We start from the raw sequence: 16950 nt of genomic DNA, 5'->3' as shown, positions 1-16950 counted from the left end.
TGGGTACGAGTACGACGGGGCAGAGTTAGCGACATGAACGAGAACGAGTCCAACCCGCGGCCCGCGGACGCCGCCGCTGACACCAACAGCACGGAGCGGGTGGAGTCTGAGCAGCCGACGCATGTGCAGCCGCCGGTTGCCCCGCAGTCCGGTGCTCCCCAGTCCGCGGCACCTCCCTCCTCCGCCACCGCAGCCTCCACGGGCGAGACCGGGGGGAGCCAGGCCGGCGGCCAGAGCGCCTACGGAGCGGCGCCGGCCGGCCCACAGCCACCGCACAACCCCTGGTCCCCGCAGGCCTGGCAGCAGCCGGCCGGTCAGCAGCAGCCGACCTCGGCGCAGCCGGCGTACGGCCAGCCCTACGGCCAGCCCGGCTCGCCCGAACAGCCGGTGACCGCGGTGCCCTACGGGCATCAGGGCTACCAGCCGGCGCAGGGGTACGGCCAGGCCGGTTACCAGCAGCCGGGCGGCTACCCGCAGGACCCGCACGCCGCGTACGCCGCCTGGCACGCCGCGCAGGGCCAGCCCGGCACCGACGGCGCTCCCTGGGCCCGCCCGGTCGGCGTCGACCAGCGGCCTTCCGGCCGCGGCCGGAAGATCTTCGTGGCCGGTGCGGCCGCCGTGGTGCTCGCGCTCGGCGCGGGCGGGGTCGGCGCCGCCACCGCGCTGGCCCTCTCCGACGACGGTGCCGCGCAGAGCGTGCAGACCGGCAACTCCTCGGTCACCCGGGTGGTGGACCGCTCCTCGCTGGCCCAGATCGCGGCCGCCGTGCAGGACAGTGTCGTCTCGATCACCACCGGCTCCGGCGAGGGCTCCGGCGTGGTGATCAGTGCGGACGGCTACATCGTGACCAACAACCACGTGGTCTCCACCGCCGCGCAGGGCGGTGCCGTGAACATCATCTTCGCGGACGGCACCAAGGCCACCGCGAAGGTCGTGGGCACGGACCCGCGTACCGACCTGGCCGTGGTCAAGGCCGACGGCGTCTCCGGCCTGAAGGCCGCGACCTTCGGCGACAGCGCGCAGACCCAGGTCGGCGACACCGTGCTCGCGCTGGGCAGCCCGCTCGGCCTGGAGGGCTCGGTGACCGCCGGCATCATCAGCGCCAAGGACCGGACCATCCAGTCCGGCGGCGGCAACGAGGAGCAGAACCCGTTCGGCGGCCAGCAGCAGCAGTCCGCCACCACGATGACCGGCCTGCTCCAGACCGACGCCCCGATCAACCCGGGCAACTCCGGCGGCGCGCTGGTCAACACGAACGGCGAGCTGATCGGGATCAACTCGGCGATCGCCACCAACGGGCAGGGCTCCGGCAACATCGGCCTCGGCTTCGCCATCCCCAGCAACAAGGCCCAGCAGGTGGCCAACGCCCTGATGCAGGGCAAGAAGGTCAGCCACCCGGCGCTCGGCGTCAGCGTCACCGACGCGGAGAACGGCGGGGCGCTGGTCAGCAACGTGACGGGGAACAGCGCGGCCGCCAAGGCCGAACTCCAGCAGGGCGACGTGGTGACCAAGGTCGACGGCAAGGCGATCGAGGACTCGGACGATCTGGTGGCGGCCGTCCAGGCGGGCACGGTCGGCCAGCAGATGACGCTCACCTTCACCCGCAACGGTGACGAGCGGACCGTAACGGTCACGCTGCAGGAAGCCCAGTAACCCGGGCACCCCTCCGCCTACGGCGGGTGACGCGACCAGGGGGTGGGCGCGTCACCCGCCGTATTCCTATCTATGCCGTGATTCAGGACCTTCGCGACCAACAGGCAGCTATCGCCACCAGGGACTCGCGTTTGCCCAGGCGACCGCCTAATCTCCATTCGCCGTCGGGCGTTGATGCGGAGTGAGAGGCCCCCTGAGTTGACGTACGTGGAGACCCGGACCAGCGTCTGGGAAGCCCTGTCCGGCCGGGCCCCCGGAGCTCCCTCCGGCCAGGCCGACGCCGGGCTCTGGCACACGGTCGCCGAGCGGCTCAACCCGGCCAGCGCCCGTCCCGTCCTGCGCGCCGGGATCGAGGTCCGGCACCGCACCTCGGTCCGCGGCGGGCGTTACGTCATGCTCCGCTCGCCGGACGAGGGCGGCCGCAGCAGTTACCTGCGGCTCGCCCCGGAGGAGTACCAGCTCGCCCTGATGATGGACGGCGTCAGCACGGTGGCCCGGCTGGTCGCCGAGTTCGCCCGGATCGCCGGCCGGCTCGCGCCCGACCAGGTCCGCCGGGTGGTCGCCGACCTGGCCGCCAACCGGATGCTGGAGGAACTGCCGACGGACGCCTTCCGCCCGCTGCGGGAGATGGTCCGCGAGCCGTTGCCCAAACGGGTCGGCGAGACGCTCAAGGCGGCCGCCCGCGGCCGTCAGGTGCTCTCCTTCGGCGTCGACGGCCTGGTCACCACGCTTTACCGGACGGCCGGCCGGTTCCTGTTCACCCGGCCCGCGGTCTGGGTCGGCGCGCTCTTCGCGCTGGCCGGGCTGGTGCTCTTCGCGCTCACCTGGCAGCGGGGGAGCAGCTCCCTGTTCCTCGCCGGTGACTCCTACCTACTCGGTGCGATCGCTCTGCTGTCACTGAACGTGCTCGCCCAGGCGGCGCACGAATGCGGTCACGGGCTCGCCGCCAAACGTGTCGGCCGGGAGGTCCCGGCGGCCGGCCTGGTGCTGTACTTCGGCATCCCCTCGGTCTTCGTCGACACCAGCGACGTCTGGATGGCCGGCCGGCGGGCCCGGATGGCCGTCACCGCGGCCGGCCCGGCCACCGCGCTCGGCCTGGCCGGCGTGGCCCAGGTGATCGGCCTCGCCGTGCCGGCCACCGGCGGGATCGCCTTCAAGCTGGCGTTCCTCTTCTATCTGCACGCCTTCTTCAACCTCAGCCCGCTGCTCCCGCTCGACGGGCACTACCTGCTGATGGACTGGCTGGAGATCCCCGACGTGCGGGCCCGCGGCCTGGCCTGGATCGGCGGGCGGCTGCGCCGGCGCGGCCCGGGCTGGTCCGCGCTCGACCGGGAAGGCCGGCTGGTCGCCCTCTACGGGCTGCTCGCCGTCCTCTGGGCGGTCATCGCGCTCGGCCTGGGATACCGGCTGTGGACCGACCGGGTCCGGGGCCTCGCCGTCGGCCTCTGGCACGACGGCGTGCTCGGGCAGCTGCTGCTCGTGGTGATCGTGCTCGGCATCGTCGCGCCACCGCTCTACTTTTTGGTCGGCCGCCTCGGCAAGGGCTGGCGCCGCTTCCGGCAGCGTGCCGCCGAGCGTGACCGCGACGCCGACCTGCCCCGCCGGATGGCCGCGCTGCACGCCTCCGAGCTGGGCGGCCTGCCCGACCCGGCGCTGGAGGGCCTGGCCGCCCGGGCGCGCTGGCTGCACCCGCCGACCGGCCGCCAGATCGTCCTCGCCGGCGAGCACCAGACCGCCGTTTACGTGGTGGTCGAGGGCGCCCTGCACGGCCGCCGCCCCGGCGACCCGGGCGGCACCATCCGGCACCACGTCGGCCCCGGCGGCGTGGTCGGACTCGCCAACGCGCTGACCGGGCGCAGCTCCCAGCTCGACTGGCACACCGCCGGCACCACGCTGCTGGCCCTGCCGACCTCGACCGTGGCCACCGTGATCGGCCCGATGCCCGGCCCGCCGCCGCAGGAACGCGACGAGGCCGAGGCGCTGTTCGCCGACACCCCGGCGCTGGCCGGGCTGGAGGAGGACCAGCGCCTCGCCCTGATCGCCGCCGCCCACCCCGTCGACCTCGACCCGGGCGACCCGGTGATGCTGCACGGCCCGACCCACGCGGTCGTCGTCGAGTCCGGGGTCATCGCCATGGCCGACGGCACCGAGCTGCGCCGCGGGACCCTGGTCGGCCCGGTCGGCGACGGCAGCCCCGGCATGGTGGCGCAGTCCCGGACCCCGGTCCGGCTCTGGATCATCCCGGACGCCTCGGACCTGCCGCCGCTCGTGGGCGGTTACGGCCCCGGCTCCGAGATGCCGTCGGTGCGGCCCAGCGCGCCGGTCGCTGTCCGGCCGGGCGCCGCGCACCCGCCGCTCGCGGTGCCGCCCGGCCCGCCCGACAGCACCGGCGAGTACGACGTGGACGGTCACTTCGAGCGCCGGATGTGGATGTTCGCCAGCCTGCTGCTGGTGGTCGCCCTGGTCAGCGTCGGCCTCAACGTGCGCCCCGGCCCGGCCTGGGCGGAGATGCCCGCCGAACGGGTGCTGCTCAGTGTGCAGCGCGGACCGGCCACCACGACCGTCGGCACCGGCTCCGAGCAGCTGGCCGCCGACGCGAAGCGCTATCTGAGTGCCGGCGCGCGCGTCGAGGTGCCCGGCAGCGCCCAGGCCCGGCTGACCTTCCCCGGCGGCGCGAGTGTGGTGCTCTGCCCCGGCTCGCGGACCGCGATCGATCAGGTCGGCGTGCGGAGCGGGCGGAAATCCGCACCGGCCGCCCGGCTCACCCTGGAGAACGGCCGCCTGCTCGCCGCCACGACCAGCTCCAGCGGCGCGTTCTCGCCGCTCGGCCTGACCGTCCTGCGCGCCCAGGGCGAGGTCACCAGCTCCGGCAACGCCTGGTTCGCCGTCGACGCGGCCACGGTCACCGTCTCCGCCGGCCGGGTCACCGCCGGCGGCGCGCCCAGCCCGGCCACCGGCGCCGGCCTGAGCTGCGGCGACGGCGTCACGGTCACCCCGCCGGCCGGCCCGAGCGAGGACCCGGACGGGGCCGCCGAGGAGTCCTGGCCGGCCGAGTCGGCCACCACCGAGCCCTCCGAGGTGCCGACCACCCAGCCGACGGAGACGCCGGCCACCACCGCGCCGACCACCGAGCCCGACGACGACCCGACGCCCACGACGGCGCCGACCACCACCCGGCCGACCTCCCCGGCGCCCACCATCACGGTGCCATCCATCCGGCCCACCCGCACCAGCACCCGGCCGAGCACCGTGCCGACGACCACCACGCCCACGCAGGACCCGGACCCGACCGGGACCACGAACCCGCCGACGACCGAACCCACCGAAGATCCGACGGCGTCGACCGCCAGCGCGGCCCGACCGGGCGAGCCCTCGTCCGCCGGCTAGCGGCCGCCGCCTGCCACCGAGGGAGGCCGCTATGTTGTGCTGGTTCTGTGCCGAGGGGGCACGCGCCACGTGCCGGTTCTGCGGCCGCGGGGTGTGCCCGGAGCATGCCCGCTTCGGGCCGTACCTGCTCGAGGTCACCCGGTCGGTCCAGCGTGACCGCAGCGAGGCGCTGGTGGTGGAGGACGCGGTGCAGTGCGGCACCTGCCGTCCCCGACCACAACCCGTGGCCATGCCCGAACTCGACTGACCCCGCCGCCCGCCCGCGGCTCACGCCGTCGCCTGGCGCCGCCCGCGGCTCGCGTCGCCACCCGGCGCCCGCCGTGTCCACGTCGCCACCCGCGCCCACGTCGCCACTCGGCGCCCCGTCATCGCCCGCAGCTCACCGCCCGTCGAACGGCGGTCTGGTCGCCCGCGGACTCGCCGACCGCTGACCCGCCGCCCGGCGGCGCAGGCCCGGCCGGTCTCTGCCGGGTGGCAATGGCGCATGATCCTTGGCCGTTTGGCTGCGTGGTTGCCAGCCGGGCCGTGCGGGCCGGCGGTGGCGCATGATCCTTGGCCGTCTTGGCTGCCTGGATGCCGGCCGGACGTGCGGGCCGGCGCGGGTCAGACGTTGGCGTAAGGCGTCAGCGCGTTGGTGAGAGCCTGCCGGAGCAGCGACTTCGGGCGGGCGCCGACCAGGGACGTGGTCACCTGGCCACCGGAGAAGAACAGCAGCGTGGGCATCGAGACCACGCGGTAGGCGCGGGTGGTCTCCGGGTTGGCGTCCACGTCGAGCGAGGCGATCAGGATCCGGCCGTGGAACTCGTCGGCGAGTTCGGCCAGGACCCGGGCCATCGGGCGGCACGGCGGGCACCACTCGGCCCAGAAGTCGACGAGCACGGGGGTGCGGGCGGCGAGCACGACCTCGGCGAAGTCGTCGTCGGTGACGGTGACGAGGGAGGTCAGGGGTTCAGCAGGCATCGGATCTCCCGGTGTTCGATCGCCTGGCTCAGCTGCTCCTGCAGCCGGTGCCGGACGTCGGTGAGCTGGGTGAGGTAACCGTCCACCTCGGCCAGTCGGCGGCGCAGCACCGCGACCGAGTCGGGGCAGACGTGGCCGGCGCTGTTGCCGGCGCGCAGGCAGTCGACGAACGGTTTGATGTCGTCGACGCCGAATCCGTCGGCCAGCAGCGCGCGGATCTCGTGGACGACGCGCAGCTCGGCGTCGTCGTACTGGCGGTAGCCGTTCGCGTCGCGGCGCGGGCGGATCAGCCCGTGCTCCTCGTAGTAGCGCAGCGTGCGCGGGCTGGTGCCGGCCCGCTCGGCCAGCTCTCCGATAAGCATGAGCCGACGGTAGGCCTTGACACCGGCGTCAGGGCAAGAGCAGGTGAGCCGGAACGCAGGCGCAACGCGGGTGCGGGTGGCGGCGGGACGCAGGCGCCGCCCGTCAAGATCGTGGGAGGATGGGCCGATGGTCGACGGTCCGGTGGCGTTCGTGCTGGGTGGCGGCGGCGTCCTCGGCGCCGTCGAGGTCGGCATGCTGCGGGCGCTGTTCCGGGCCGGATTCCGCCCGGACGTGGTCGTCGGCACCTCGATCGGCGCGGTGAACGGCGCCCTGGTCGCCTCGGACCCGTCGGAGGCGGTGACCGATCGGCTCGTCCGGCTCTGGACGTCGCCGGAGGCGGCGGCGGTCTACGGTGACTCGCTCGGCCGGCAGATGCGCCGGTTCGCCGCCCGCACCCATCTGCATTCTCCGCGCCCGCTGCGCCGGCTGCTGGAGAGCGAGCTGGGTGAGGGCGCGTCGTTCGCCGGCCTGCGGGTGCCGTTCCGGTGCTGTGCGGCCAGCATCGAGCGTGCCGCCGAGCACTGGTTCGACAGTGGACCGCTGGTCCAGGCGGTGCTCGCCTCGTCGGCCGTGCCCGGTCTGCTGCCGCCGATCGAGATCGACGGCGAGCATTACGTGGACGGTGGGATCGTCAACTCGATCCCGATCGGCGAGGCGGTCCGGGTCGGCGCGAAGCTCATCTTCGTGCTGCAGGTGGGCCGGGTGGAGCGCCAGTTGAGTGTGCCCCGGCGCCCGTGGGAGGTGGCGCAGGTGGCTTTCGAGATCGCCCGGCGGCACCGGTTCGCCCGGGAGCTTGCCTCGCTGCCCGACGATGTACGGGTGCATGTGCTTCCGAGTGGCGGCGGCGAGGGCCGGGACGACTCGCCCTGGGCCTACCGTGACATGGCGGCGGTGGGCCGCCGGATCAGCCGGGCCTACACCGTCTCCCGCCGTTACCTGGCGGCCAACGTCAATCCGTTGCCGGGCCCGGGTGGCCGTTGATGGCGTTGCCGCCGATCTGGGTCCGCCGCCTGGTGATCGCCCCCACTGTCGTCGTGCTCGCGTTCGTGCTGCTCACCACCCTGCCGATCTGGCTGTTGCTGGCGCTCGCGGTCTCGCCGCTGGTGCCGGGCCGGCTGCGGGTGCCGCGGGTGGTCTTCCTGCTGATCGTCTATCTGGTCTGGGACGCCGTCGCGCTGGTCGGCCTGGCCGCCATGTGGGTGGCGTCCGGGTTCGGATGGCGGATCCGCGGGCCGTGGTTCCAGCGGGCGCACTACGTGATGACGGGGCGGATGCTGAGCGTCCTGTTCTGGTTCGCGCGCTGGTCGCTCCATCTGGAGATCGACGTGGTCGGCACCGACCCGGACACCGCGCAGCCGGGCCGTCCGGAGATCGTGGTCAGCCGGCACGCCGGGCCCGGCGACTCGTTCACGTTGATCCACGGTCTGGTCAACTGGTTCGCCCGGGAGCCGCGCATCGTGCTGAAGGCTGCCCTGCAGTGGGACCCCGCGGTGGACGTGCTGCTCAACCGGCTGCCCAACCGGTTCATCTCGCCGGGGCGGACCCGGACGGCGACGCTGGAGGAGCAGATCGGCCAGCTGGCCACCGGGCTGGACCACAACGACGCCTTTGTGATCTTCCCGGAGGGTGGCAACTTCACGCCGCGCCGGCGGACCAGCGCCATCGCCCGGCTGCGGGCGCGCGGCCTGCACGACATGGCGCTTCGTGCCGAGGGTCTGCGTAATCTGCTGCCGCCGAAGCCGGGCGGGTTGCTCGCCGCGATCGACGCCGCGCCGGACGCCGGAGTGATCTTCGTGGCGCACACCGGTCTGGACCGGATGGTGACCGTCTCCGACGTCTGGCGCGAGCTGCCGATGGACAAGCGGCTGGTGATGCGGTTCTGGAGTGTGCCTCCGGAGGAGGTACCGGCCGGCGAGCAGGAGCGGATCGACTGGCTCTACGAGTGGTGGGCCCGCATCGACGCCTGGATCGACGAGCACCAGCCGGCGCCGCAACCACTGTGGACGTCGCGGCGTCAGCCGCCCAGCGCGCGGTAGACGTCCTCCGGGGCCTCGATGACCTGAGCGGCCGGCGGCTGCTCGGCGGTCACGGTGGCGCCGTAATCGGTGTAGAGCGCCTCGAGCGTCGCGGCCTGTGGCAGCTGCAGCGTGAGCACCGAGAGGCGGCCCTGCTCGTCCAGGCCGGCGGTGAACGGCACCCGCTGCGCCGCCGCGCCGTAGCCTTCGATGGTCACCTGGTCGAGACCGGCGATGCCGGTGGCCTTGGTCAGGTCGACCGTCCCGGCGTAACTGCGGGCGCCGGTGGACCGCACGTCGGTGGTCGAGGAGATCAGCTGCGCGGTGCCGACCGGGTCGATCCGGCCGGGTCGCAGGCCGACGTTCGCGCCGTCCGGCAGCCGGCTCATGTCCAGGTGCGTCCACGTGCCGGCCTTGGTGATGCCCGGGATCTGGGCGTAGAGGTCCTCACCCAGCAGCAGGGACCTCACCGTGAGCTCGGTGTTCGGGCCGCTGGCGGTCAGCTCGGCGGTGCCCTTGCTGTTCGGCGCGTCGATCTGCGCGGTCATGGTGAAGCCGGTGCCGCCGGAGACGGTCATCTTGAAGCTCGTCGTGCCGAGCGCGGCCGTGGCGTCGGCCAGTTCGGCGGCCGCGGCCGGGTCGGCGGCGGCACCCGACGGCACGGGTGTGCTCGGCCACGCCGAGGCGGTGGGTGCGCTCGCCGAGGGTTCCGGGGCGCCGTTGTCGGCGCAGCCCGTCACCGCGAGGGCGGCGGTGGCGGCCGCGAGTCCGAGCCCGGCCAGCCGTCGTGTGCGCATGTCAGTGCCTCCCTTTGTGCCGGCTTCCGGCGTTTCGACGCCGATGTCGTTCGACGCCGGTCCATGCCCGATTTCCCGGTGGCGGCGCGCGGCAAACGAGCCCGGCTTTTTCCGCGGATCATGGCCGGGGCATGATTAGTGGACGCGCAGCTGAAGGGGAGGACCCGTGAGATTCGAGGTCAGCAAGGTCCTCGACGCCATCGAGGCCCGGCTCACCACCGACCCGGCTCTGGCCCGGGGCGTGGTTGATCTTTCCGAGGTCGTTCGTTACGCCGACCTCGACGGCGGCCGTCCGGCCAGCCTCGTCCGGCTCGGACTGCTGGTGGACGCGCTCTGCCGGTACCTGGCGGAGGAGAACGTCCCGGTCTACGCGGTCGCTCCGCGCGGCCTCATCTCGGACACCGATCTCACCTCGAACGAGCGCATGGTGGTCCGGCGCTGGGCCGACGACGGCAAGATCGAGGTGGTGCCGCAGCTCGACGACCGGGTGCTGGAGGTGGCCGAGCTGCTCGGCCTGCCGGTGCTCACCCGGGACCGGGAGGACCGCTTCCGGGATCGCCGTCCGTGGGTGGCCGAGCCGGGACGCCTGCTCGCCCTGGTGTCGAACCAGGGCGGCCCGGCGCTGGTGCCCCGGGTGGGCCGTGGCGAGGCGACCCCGCCGGCTGCCCGGTCACCGCTCGGTGAGCGGTTGCTCGCCCGGGTGTGGAGTTGTCCCGCACCGAACTGCACCAGTTACGGCAGCGGTGGCGACGCGGACAGCCCGTTCGCCGACATGCGGGTCTACACCAGCCCGGTCGCTCAGCCGCCGCCCATGCTGCGTGCCGGCGCGCCGACCTGCCCGCGGCACGGGGAACGTCTGCGGGACGTGGGTGCGCGCCCGGCGGCCGAGGTCTTCTCGGTGCGCATCGACGGTGTGGTCCGCCAGCGGTTCGTGGTCTCCGAGGAGAAGCCGGTGGTGATCGGCCGGGCGCCGGAGGGTGGTTCGGGGATCATGCTCGGGCAGTGGCTCACCGACGACGCCCGCAAGTGGATCAGCCGCGGCCACGTGCAGCTGTCGCTGCGTGGCGACGAGGTGACCGTTCAGGACATCAGCACGAACGGCAGCGGCATCCGTCCCGGCGGTTCGCTCGACGACGACGCGCGGATGCCGCTGAATCGGCAGGAGAGCCGGCGACTCGGGCCGGACGACGTGGTGGAGCTTTACGGCGGAGTGCTGGTCGGCCGGTCGTCGCTGTGGGCGAGCGGCGGGGTGGTGCAGCCGGAGTCGGTGATGGGTGAGGCTCCGACGATGGCCTTCCGGCCGGTCGGCCGATAAGAACACCTTCATCTGGTACGTGTGAAGCGCCGCCGCCGATCCTGGCGGCGGCGCTCTCGTCACGTCAGCCGGCCAGCACCCGGGCGAGCTGCTCAAGCGCGTGATCCAGGTCCGCCTCGGTGACGACCAGCGGCGGGGCCAGGCGGATCGTCGAGCCGTGGGTGTCCTTCGCCAGCACACCCCGTTCGGCGAGGCGCTCGCACGCCTGCCGTCCGGTCATCAGCGCCGGGTCGATGTCCACCCCGGCCCAGAGCCCGCGACCGCGTACCGCCACCACGCCCTTGCCGATCAGCGCCTCCAGGCCCGCGTGCAGCCGGGCGCCGAGCCGAGCCGAGCGTTCCTGGAACTCGCCGGTGGCCAGCAGCCGCACCACCTCGGCGCCGACCGCGCAGGCCAGCGGGTTGCCGCCGAACGTGGAGCCGTGCTCGCCGGGCCGCAGCACGCCGAGCACGTCGGAGTTCGCGGCGACCGCCGAGACCGGGACGATGCCGCCGCCGAGCGCCTTGCCCAGCACGTACATGTCGGGGACGACGCCCTCGTGCTCGATGGCGAACGTCTTCCCGGTCCGGCCCAGCCCGGACTGGATCTCGTCGGCGATCATCAGCACGTTGTTCGCCGAGCAGAGCTCGCGGACGCCGGCGAGGAACCCGGCGGGCGGGACCAGCACGCCCGCCTCGCCCTGGATCGGCTCCATCAGCACCGCCACCGTGTTCGGGGTGACGGCGGCGGCCACCGCGTCCAGGTCGCCGTAGGGCACCACCACGAAGCCCGGCGTGTACGGCCCGAAGTCGGCCCGCGCCTCCAGGTCGGTGGAGAAGCTGACGATCGTGGTCGTACGCCCGTGGAAGTTGCCGTCCGCCACGATGATCTCGGCCTGCTCGTCGGCGACGCCCTTGACCCGGTAACCCCACTTGCGGGCCACCTTGATCGCGGTCTCCACCGCCTCCGCGCCGGTGTTCATCGGCAGCACCAGGTCCTTGCCGCACAGCTCGGCCAGGCCCCGGCAGAACGTGGCGAACTGGTCGTGCACGAACGCGCGGCTGGTCAGCGTGACGCGGTCCAGCTGGGCGTGCGCCGCGGCGATGAGGCCGGGGTGCCGGTGCCCGAAGTTGAGGGCGGAATATCCGGCCAGGAAATCCAGGTAGCGCCGGCCGTCGACGTCGGTGACCCAGGCGCCGTCGGCCTCGGCCACGACCACCGGCAGCGGGTGGTAGTTGTGCGCGGTCCAGCGCTCGGCCTCGGCCAGCGCCCCCGGCGTGCGGAACTCAACAGTCGTCATGACTGAGCCTCCATTGCCATGCTCTTCCGGCCCTCGCCTGCGAGGCCGTTGTCCGGTGCGACCGGGTGCCGCTCGGTGCAGGCGATCATGGCCGTACCTCCAACGTGCAGCACTTCGGTCCGCCGCCGGCCTTGCGCAGCTCGGACAGGTCGACGCCGACGGTCTGGTAACCGGCCGTCCGCAGGGCGGCGGCCAGCTGGACGGCCTGCTCCGGGAGAACCACGGTCCGCCCGTCGCTGACCGCGTTGAGGCCGAGCACGGCCGCATCCTCCGGCGTTGCGATGATCGCATTCGGGAAGAGCTGCCGGAGCACGGATTGCGAACCCGGCGAGAACGCCTGCGGCAGGTACGCGATGTTGACGTCGTCCAGCACGCACAGCGCGGTGTCCAGGTGGTAGTACGCCGGGTCCACCAGCTGCAGCGTGATCACCGGGCGGCGCAGGAACTCCTGGGTCTCGGCGTGTGACGCGTGCGCGGTGCGGAACCCGGTGCCGGCCAGCAGGATGTCGCCGGCCAGCAGGATGTCGCCCTCGCCCTCGTTGGTGTGCTTGGGCTCGTGCACGTCGAAGCCGTGCTCACGGAACCAGGCCGCGTATGCCGGCGCCTCGTCGGCCCGTTCCGCGTCGCGGAACTGCACACCGAGCGCCCGGCCGTCGACCACTGTCCCGCCGTTGGCGGCGAAGACCATGTCGGGCAGCCCGGGCAGCGGGTCGATCAGCTCGACCGTGTGACCCAGGCCCAGGAACGTCTGCCGCAGGTTCTCCCATTGGCTGATCGCGAGCGCGTTGTCGTACGGCGCCGTGGGATCCATCCACGGGTTGATCCGGTACGTGACGGCGAAATGGGTGGGCCGGCACATGAGGTATCGGCGCGGCGTTGCGGTGGACGTCATGGAAGAAAACGCTAGGCGGCATCGGCCTTCGCACGCCCTGGATCATCCATGCGTCCCGCGACGGATCGTTGCGTGATCCTCAGGCCTCGCGGCGATTCATTGCAGCAGCGGCGCGGGAGAGGCGAACCGCCACTTCCGCGCCGCTGCTGCGAGTACCGGCGAACCGCCGGTGTCATTCGGGGCGGGCCGACCACCGTGTCGTCCCGGTTCCGAGGGGTAGGACCGTCGGCGCATCGCCTTCGGTAGATGTCAGATACCCGTCAGAAGCGGGTCGTAAACTGTGCGTCGAGCCACTCCCGCAGATTGGTCACCGGCTGCATGTCGGTGCCGAGCCAGCTGAGCTGCCCGGTCAGCGCCAGCACGCCGACGACCAGGGCGGCGATCGACAGGGCCAGGCCGATCAGCGCGTGGGCCTTGCCGGCGACGTGGCGCTTGCGGGTGGCGAACACCCCGGCCAGGGAGAGGATCAGCGCCAGCCCGGCGACGCCCATGCCGTAACCCAGCAGGGGACCGGAGAGCACCAGCAGGGCGCCGGTCACGCCGAGGATCAGGCCGAGGGTGGCGATGAAGCTGGTCCTTGCCTTCGGGCCGGTGACGGTGGGCTCGGGCACAGCGGCGCGGCCGCCGTGCCGCTCCATGACCGGCCGGTCGGCGGTCACCGCGGCGGCGCGCTCGGTCTCGGTCCGCGGGAAGTCGGTACGCGCGGTCTCGGCACGAGGAAGCGTCGCGGTCGTGTCGTCGCGGCGCGTGCTGATCGGCGGCCGTTCGTCCCGGCGGGACGCCACCGTCGTGGTGGTGCGGTCGTCAGCAGTGTTATCGACCGTGGTCTGGCGGGAGAACGTCGGGATCCTCACGTCAGCACCTCCTTGACAGATACGGGGTTGACGGCTCTATACCCGTACTGTCCGGAAACGACACGGAGGAGCACGCGAACGCGTACTCCTCCGGTGGTCCCGGGTGCACCGTGATCAGCGCAGCGGCGCTCCGGTGTGCACGTCGGCCGCCTGCCGGATCACGTGGTCGACCAGGCCGTACTCCTTGGCCTGCTCGGCGGTGAACCAGCGGTCCCGGTCCGAGTCGCGCTCGATCTCCTCGGGGGTGTGCCCGGAGTGGAACGCGATCCGCTCGTTCATCACCTGCTTGATGTGCAGCATGCTCTCGGCCTGGATGGCGATGTCCGCGGCGGTGCCGCCGATGCCGCCGGAGAGCTGGTGCATCATGACCCGGGCGTGGGGCAGCGCGTACCGCTTGCCGGGGGTGCCGGCGCAGAGCAGGAACTGGCCCATCGAGGCGGCCATGCCCATCGCGATCGTGGCCACGTCGTTCTTGATGTACTGCATGGTGTCGTAGACCGCCATGCCGGCGCTGATCGAGCCGCCCGGCGAGTTGATGTACAGAGCGATGTCCCGCTCGGAGTCCTCGGAGGCGAGCAGCAGCATCTGCGCGCAGATCCGGTTCGTCACCTCGTCGTTGACCTCGCTGCCGAGGAAGATGATCCGTTCCCGGAGCAGCCGCTCGAACACCTGGTCGTCGAAGGATCCGCCGCCACCGCGCATGGTCGTGTCAATGCTCATGTGCTCACCTTCTCGCATCCGCTCTTCTACGTCTCACACCCTCTCCCAGCCATGCCGTCCGATCCCAGTGATTCCCCTCAGGGCGAATCCGCTGTCGGCAGAATGAGCGTCTGCCGAGGTCGCGAGATGCAGGTTCGGACCGCGTCAGTGGCATCGCTCACGCCCGGGACGGAGCACCGGTTCACGGCGGATACGTTGGTCGCGTGCCGGAGGGACATACGATTCACCGCCTCGCGATCCGCCACCGCGAGCTTTTCGCCGGGGGCCCCGTCGAGGCGAGCAGTCCGCAGGGCCGCTTCACCGCCGGGGCCGCGCTGATCGACGGGCGGGTGCTGCGCGACACCGAGGCGTACGGCAAGCATCTGCTGCACCACTACGAGGACGACCGGGTCGTGCACGTCCATCTCGGGCTGTACGGCAAGTTCACCGACGGGAGGCTGCCGGTGCCCGCGCCAGTGGGGCAGATCCGGATGCGCATGACCGGTTCTGGTCACTGGCTGGACCTGCGCGGGCCGACCGCGTGCGAGGTGCTGGATCCCGCCCGGGTGGACCTGCTGCGGTCCCGGCTCGGCGCCGACCCGCTCCGCGACGACGCGGATCCGGCCGGCGCGTACGCCCGGGTCCGCGCCAGCACCAAGCCGCTCTTCGCGTTGCTGCTGGACCAGTCCGTGGTGGCCGGCTGCGGCCTGATCTACGCCAACGAGGTGCTGTTCCGGGCCGGCCTGTCGCCGGAGACACCGGGCAGCACCGTCGACCCGGCCCGCTGGACGGCGATCTGGGACGACCTGCGGGCGCTGATGAAGGAGGGTGTCGCGCGCGGCCGGATCGACACCGTGCACACCGAGCACACGCCCGAGGCGATGCGGCGTGCGCCGCGGGTGGACCGGCACGGGGGCGAGGTCTACGTCTATCGCCGTCCCGGGCAGCCGTGCCTGATCTGCGGCACGGAGATCGCCCGGGGGCCGATGGCCGGGCGCAACCTGTACTGGTGCCCGACCTGTCAGCCGCCCACCGGCCGGCCGCAGGTCAAGCGGCCGGCCGCCCGGAGGCCGAAGCTCAGGGAGCCGCGGGAGGCGTGACGCCCGGTGCCGGCACGCCGGCGGCGGCGGCGTCGTCGTCCGGCGTGGCCGACGGGTCCGGTGCCGGCGTCGTCGGCGTGGTGCTCGGCGACGGCGCGGGCTTCGTGGGCGTCGGCGCTTCGGGTGCCGGCTCGCCGGGGAGGCCGATCGTGAAGTTCTCCACCAGCCAGGGCAGCAACTTCTCGTACGCCTCGATCGTGGTGGGCTGGTTGAAGTCGTGCGAGAGCACGATCGCGCCCGGCCGGGTCTGCTTCCGGACGTCCGCGATGATCCGCTGGACGTGCTGCGCCGGGGTCTCGTCCTCGGCGTGCTCCCAGTCGCGCGGGTCGACCTCCCAGTAGAGCGAGCTCATCTGCTCCGCGTAGGCCACCCGCACCAGCCGGTCGGTGAAGTTGCCGCCGGGTGCCCGGAAATAGGGGATCGGGGCGTCCGGGACAGCCGCCCGGATCGCCGCATCTGTCCGGTCCAGATCATCCCGAATCTGGTTGGCCTTCTTCTTGCCGATGGCCAGGTCGTGGCTCCACGTGTGGTTGCAGAGCGCGTGCCCGGAGTCGACGATCCGGCGGACCAGGTCCGGGTGCGCCTGCGCCTGCGTGCCGACCAGGCAGAAGACGGCCTTCACCTGGTATTTGTCGAGGAGGTCCAGGATTCGCGGGGTCTGCACCGGGTCCGGGCCGTCGTCGAAGGTCAGTGCCACCGCCCGGGAGCCGGTGGTGCGCAGCGAGTTGAACGGGCCGTCGCCCTTCGGCACCCGCACCTGCTCGACCTCGCCGCCGTCCTTCTCCGCCGGCCGGGTGGCCTCCGGCGCGGGTGGCTTCAGGGTCGGCCTGCCTGCCGGGCGCGCCGTGACCGGCGGCGCCTCCTCGACCGGCTTCTCCTTCTTCTTCACCGGGGCCTGCTCGGTGGTGCTGCTGCTGATCCGGGAGGCGACGGCCTCGGCCGCGGCGGTCATCACGCTGGTGTTCTCGCCGCCGGACTGGGGGATCGGCACCGCGGTCAGCAGCAGCCCGGCGGCGACCAGCGTGCCCAGCAGGATCTGGGGCCGGTTCTTCGCGGCGTCCAGCCAGGTTTCCAGGGGGAGGGTGCCGGGCGCGCGATGTGCGCCGGTGGTGACGCGGTCCTTCGCGGACCGGCCGGCCGGCTGCCGGGAGTGCCTGGCCCGGCGGCCGCCCGCCGCGCGCGAGGTCGTCCGGGAAGAGCTGACCGTCTGGTACGCCCCGGCGCGGTGCCGAGCGGAGCCGGGCGACTCCGGGGTCGCGTGGTGCCGGCCCGCCGTGACGTCGGTGAAGGCCACCCGAGGCCGGTACTGACGGGGGGTGAGGGGCTGTTCCCGCACCGTGTCGGCCAGTGACTCCGGCCGCCGGTGCCGCCCGGCCGCCGTCGTCTGCGCGCCGGAGGTCGGCGCTGTGCTGCTGGTGGTCTGCGGCGGCATCCGTCATGAGTACCGTGTTGCAAGATCGAGCGCGATACCGGATTGGTCACCGGAATATCACTGAGAGATATGTTCGCTGCTCACTACGGGTGAGAAAGCTGAGTGCTTTCTGTGATTCCGCCTACCGAATTATGAGAGGCATTGACATGCGTCTGTGGGCGCTGAACGATAGCGCGTTCTGGAATCGCTCCCACGGCCGAACGG

The 16950-nt window shown here is 72.6% G+C and carries 15 protein-coding genes; 7 read left to right on the top strand and 8 right to left on the bottom strand.

The window, feature by feature from the left end:
• The first annotated feature begins 33 nt into the window (after positions 1 to 33).
• From AC0NH5_RS03510 to AC0NH5_RS03500, 3 genes are all read left to right on the top strand, one after another.
• Entirely contained in the window at positions 34 to 1653 is a 1620-nt protein-coding gene (locus AC0NH5_RS03510; RefSeq protein ID WP_474399783.1) for a S1C family serine protease, read from the top strand.
• 207 nt (positions 1654 to 1860) lie between these two features.
• Positions 1861 to 5040 carry a cyclic nucleotide-binding protein gene (locus AC0NH5_RS03505; protein ID WP_474400344.1) on the top strand — a complete coding sequence of 1060 codons (3180 nt, stop codon included), beginning with the start codon at positions 1861 to 1863 and terminating at the stop codon, positions 5038 to 5040.
• Between the two features lie 31 nt (positions 5041 to 5071).
• On the top strand, positions 5072 to 5287 hold the full coding sequence (locus tag AC0NH5_RS03500) for a hypothetical protein (RefSeq protein WP_474399781.1): 216 nt from the start codon (positions 5072 to 5074) through the stop codon (positions 5285 to 5287).
• Between the two features lie 356 nt (positions 5288 to 5643).
• On the opposite strand, the gene trxA is transcribed toward AC0NH5_RS03500, so the two are convergent.
• Both trxA and AC0NH5_RS03490 read right to left on the bottom strand, forming a co-directional pair.
• Entirely contained in the window at positions 5644 to 6000 is a 357-nt protein-coding gene (trxA, locus tag AC0NH5_RS03495) for a thioredoxin (protein WP_474399779.1), read from the bottom strand.
• Entirely contained in the window at positions 5982 to 6362 is a 381-nt protein-coding gene (locus AC0NH5_RS03490; RefSeq protein WP_474399776.1) for a MerR family transcriptional regulator, read from the bottom strand. Before AC0NH5_RS03490 ends, trxA begins: the two co-directional genes overlap by 19 nt.
• Before the next feature lie 127 nt (positions 6363 to 6489).
• Between AC0NH5_RS03490 and AC0NH5_RS03485 the strand changes: the two genes are divergently transcribed.
• Both AC0NH5_RS03485 and AC0NH5_RS03480 read left to right on the top strand, forming a co-directional pair.
• Complete coding sequence (locus AC0NH5_RS03485; protein ID WP_474399774.1) at positions 6490 to 7344, top strand: patatin-like phospholipase family protein; 855 nt, start codon at positions 6490 to 6492, stop codon at positions 7342 to 7344.
• Entirely contained in the window at positions 7344 to 8399 is a 1056-nt protein-coding gene (locus tag AC0NH5_RS03480) for a 1-acyl-sn-glycerol-3-phosphate acyltransferase (protein WP_474399771.1), read from the top strand. The genes AC0NH5_RS03485 and AC0NH5_RS03480 overlap by 1 nt, the downstream gene beginning before the upstream one ends.
• On the opposite strand, the gene AC0NH5_RS03475 is transcribed toward AC0NH5_RS03480, so the two are convergent.
• On the bottom strand, positions 8378 to 9175 hold the full coding sequence (locus AC0NH5_RS03475; RefSeq protein WP_474399769.1) for a hypothetical protein: 798 nt from the start codon (positions 9173 to 9175) through the stop codon (positions 8378 to 8380). The genes AC0NH5_RS03480 and AC0NH5_RS03475 overlap by 22 nt on opposite strands.
• Before the next feature lie 166 nt (positions 9176 to 9341).
• On the opposite strand from AC0NH5_RS03475, the gene AC0NH5_RS03470 reads away from it, so the two are divergent.
• A complete protein-coding gene (locus AC0NH5_RS03470; RefSeq protein WP_474399767.1) occupies positions 9342 to 10490 on the top strand; it encodes an FHA domain-containing protein in 1149 nt (382 codons plus the stop codon).
• A 64-nt stretch (positions 10491 to 10554) separates the two neighbouring features.
• On the opposite strand, the gene rocD is transcribed toward AC0NH5_RS03470, so the two are convergent.
• The 4 genes from rocD to AC0NH5_RS03450 form a co-directional block, all read right to left on the bottom strand.
• On the bottom strand, positions 10555 to 11769 hold the full coding sequence (gene rocD, locus AC0NH5_RS03465; protein WP_474399766.1) for an ornithine--oxo-acid transaminase: 1215 nt from the start codon (positions 11767 to 11769) through the stop codon (positions 10555 to 10557).
• Between the two features lie 85 nt (positions 11770 to 11854).
• Positions 11855 to 12661 carry a dimethylargininase gene (gene ddaH / locus AC0NH5_RS03460; protein ID WP_474399764.1) on the bottom strand — a complete coding sequence of 269 codons (807 nt, stop codon included), beginning with the start codon at positions 12659 to 12661 and terminating at the stop codon, positions 11855 to 11857.
• A 260-nt stretch (positions 12662 to 12921) separates the two neighbouring features.
• Positions 12922 to 13515: a hypothetical protein gene (locus AC0NH5_RS03455; protein WP_474399762.1), complete on the bottom strand. Its 594-nt coding sequence runs from the start codon at positions 13513 to 13515 to the stop codon at positions 12922 to 12924.
• Positions 13516 to 13629: 114 nt separating this feature from the next.
• Positions 13630 to 14235 (bottom strand): ATP-dependent Clp protease proteolytic subunit, encoded by a 606-nt coding sequence (locus AC0NH5_RS03450; RefSeq protein WP_474399761.1) that lies wholly within the window; start codon positions 14233 to 14235, stop codon positions 13630 to 13632.
• A 203-nt stretch (positions 14236 to 14438) separates the two neighbouring features.
• Between AC0NH5_RS03450 and AC0NH5_RS03445 the strand changes: the two genes are divergently transcribed.
• Positions 14439 to 15314, top strand: a complete 876-nt coding sequence (locus tag AC0NH5_RS03445) for an Fpg/Nei family DNA glycosylase (protein ID WP_474399760.1) — start codon at positions 14439 to 14441, stop codon at positions 15312 to 15314.
• On the opposite strand, the gene AC0NH5_RS03440 is transcribed toward AC0NH5_RS03445, so the two are convergent.
• The gene (locus AC0NH5_RS03440; protein ID WP_474399757.1) at positions 15292 to 16746 is read right to left on the bottom strand and encodes a polysaccharide deacetylase family protein; all 1455 of its coding nucleotides are present in this window, start codon (positions 16744 to 16746) and stop codon (positions 15292 to 15294) included. The genes AC0NH5_RS03445 and AC0NH5_RS03440 overlap by 23 nt on opposite strands.
• Positions 16747 to 16950: the final 204 nt, after the last annotated feature.

It is taken from the genome of Actinoplanes sp. 13 (genome assembly GCF_056134165.1).
This window is presented reverse-complemented; position numbering and strand designations above follow the sequence as displayed.

What these genes read in the sequence shown, in the direction of transcription:
- AC0NH5_RS03440 (WP_474399757.1), bottom strand. Translation starts at nt 16,746, where the DNA reads ATGCCGCCGCAGACCACCAGCAGCACAGCGCCGACCTCCGGCGCGCAG.
- AC0NH5_RS03485 (WP_474399774.1), top strand. Translation starts at nt 6,490, where the DNA reads ATGGTCGACGGTCCGGTGGCGTTCGTGCTGGGTGGCGGCGGCGTCCTC.
- AC0NH5_RS03510 (WP_474399783.1), top strand. Translation starts at nt 34, where the DNA reads ATGAACGAGAACGAGTCCAACCCGCGGCCCGCGGACGCCGCCGCTGAC.
- AC0NH5_RS03480 (WP_474399771.1), top strand. Translation starts at nt 7,344, where the DNA reads ATGGCGTTGCCGCCGATCTGGGTCCGCCGCCTGGTGATCGCCCCCACT.
- ddaH (WP_474399764.1), bottom strand. Translation starts at nt 12,661, where the DNA reads ATGACGTCCACCGCAACGCCGCGCCGATACCTCATGTGCCGGCCCACC.
- AC0NH5_RS03490 (WP_474399776.1), bottom strand. Translation starts at nt 6,362, where the DNA reads ATGCTTATCGGAGAGCTGGCCGAGCGGGCCGGCACCAGCCCGCGCACG.
- trxA (WP_474399779.1), bottom strand. Translation starts at nt 6,000, where the DNA reads ATGCCTGCTGAACCCCTGACCTCCCTCGTCACCGTCACCGACGACGAC.
- AC0NH5_RS03450 (WP_474399761.1), bottom strand. Translation starts at nt 14,235, where the DNA reads ATGAGCATTGACACGACCATGCGCGGTGGCGGCGGATCCTTCGACGAC.
- AC0NH5_RS03475 (WP_474399769.1), bottom strand. Translation starts at nt 9,175, where the DNA reads ATGCGCACACGACGGCTGGCCGGGCTCGGACTCGCGGCCGCCACCGCC.
- rocD (WP_474399766.1), bottom strand. Translation starts at nt 11,769, where the DNA reads ATGACGACTGTTGAGTTCCGCACGCCGGGGGCGCTGGCCGAGGCCGAG.
- AC0NH5_RS03500 (WP_474399781.1), top strand. Translation starts at nt 5,072, where the DNA reads ATGTTGTGCTGGTTCTGTGCCGAGGGGGCACGCGCCACGTGCCGGTTC.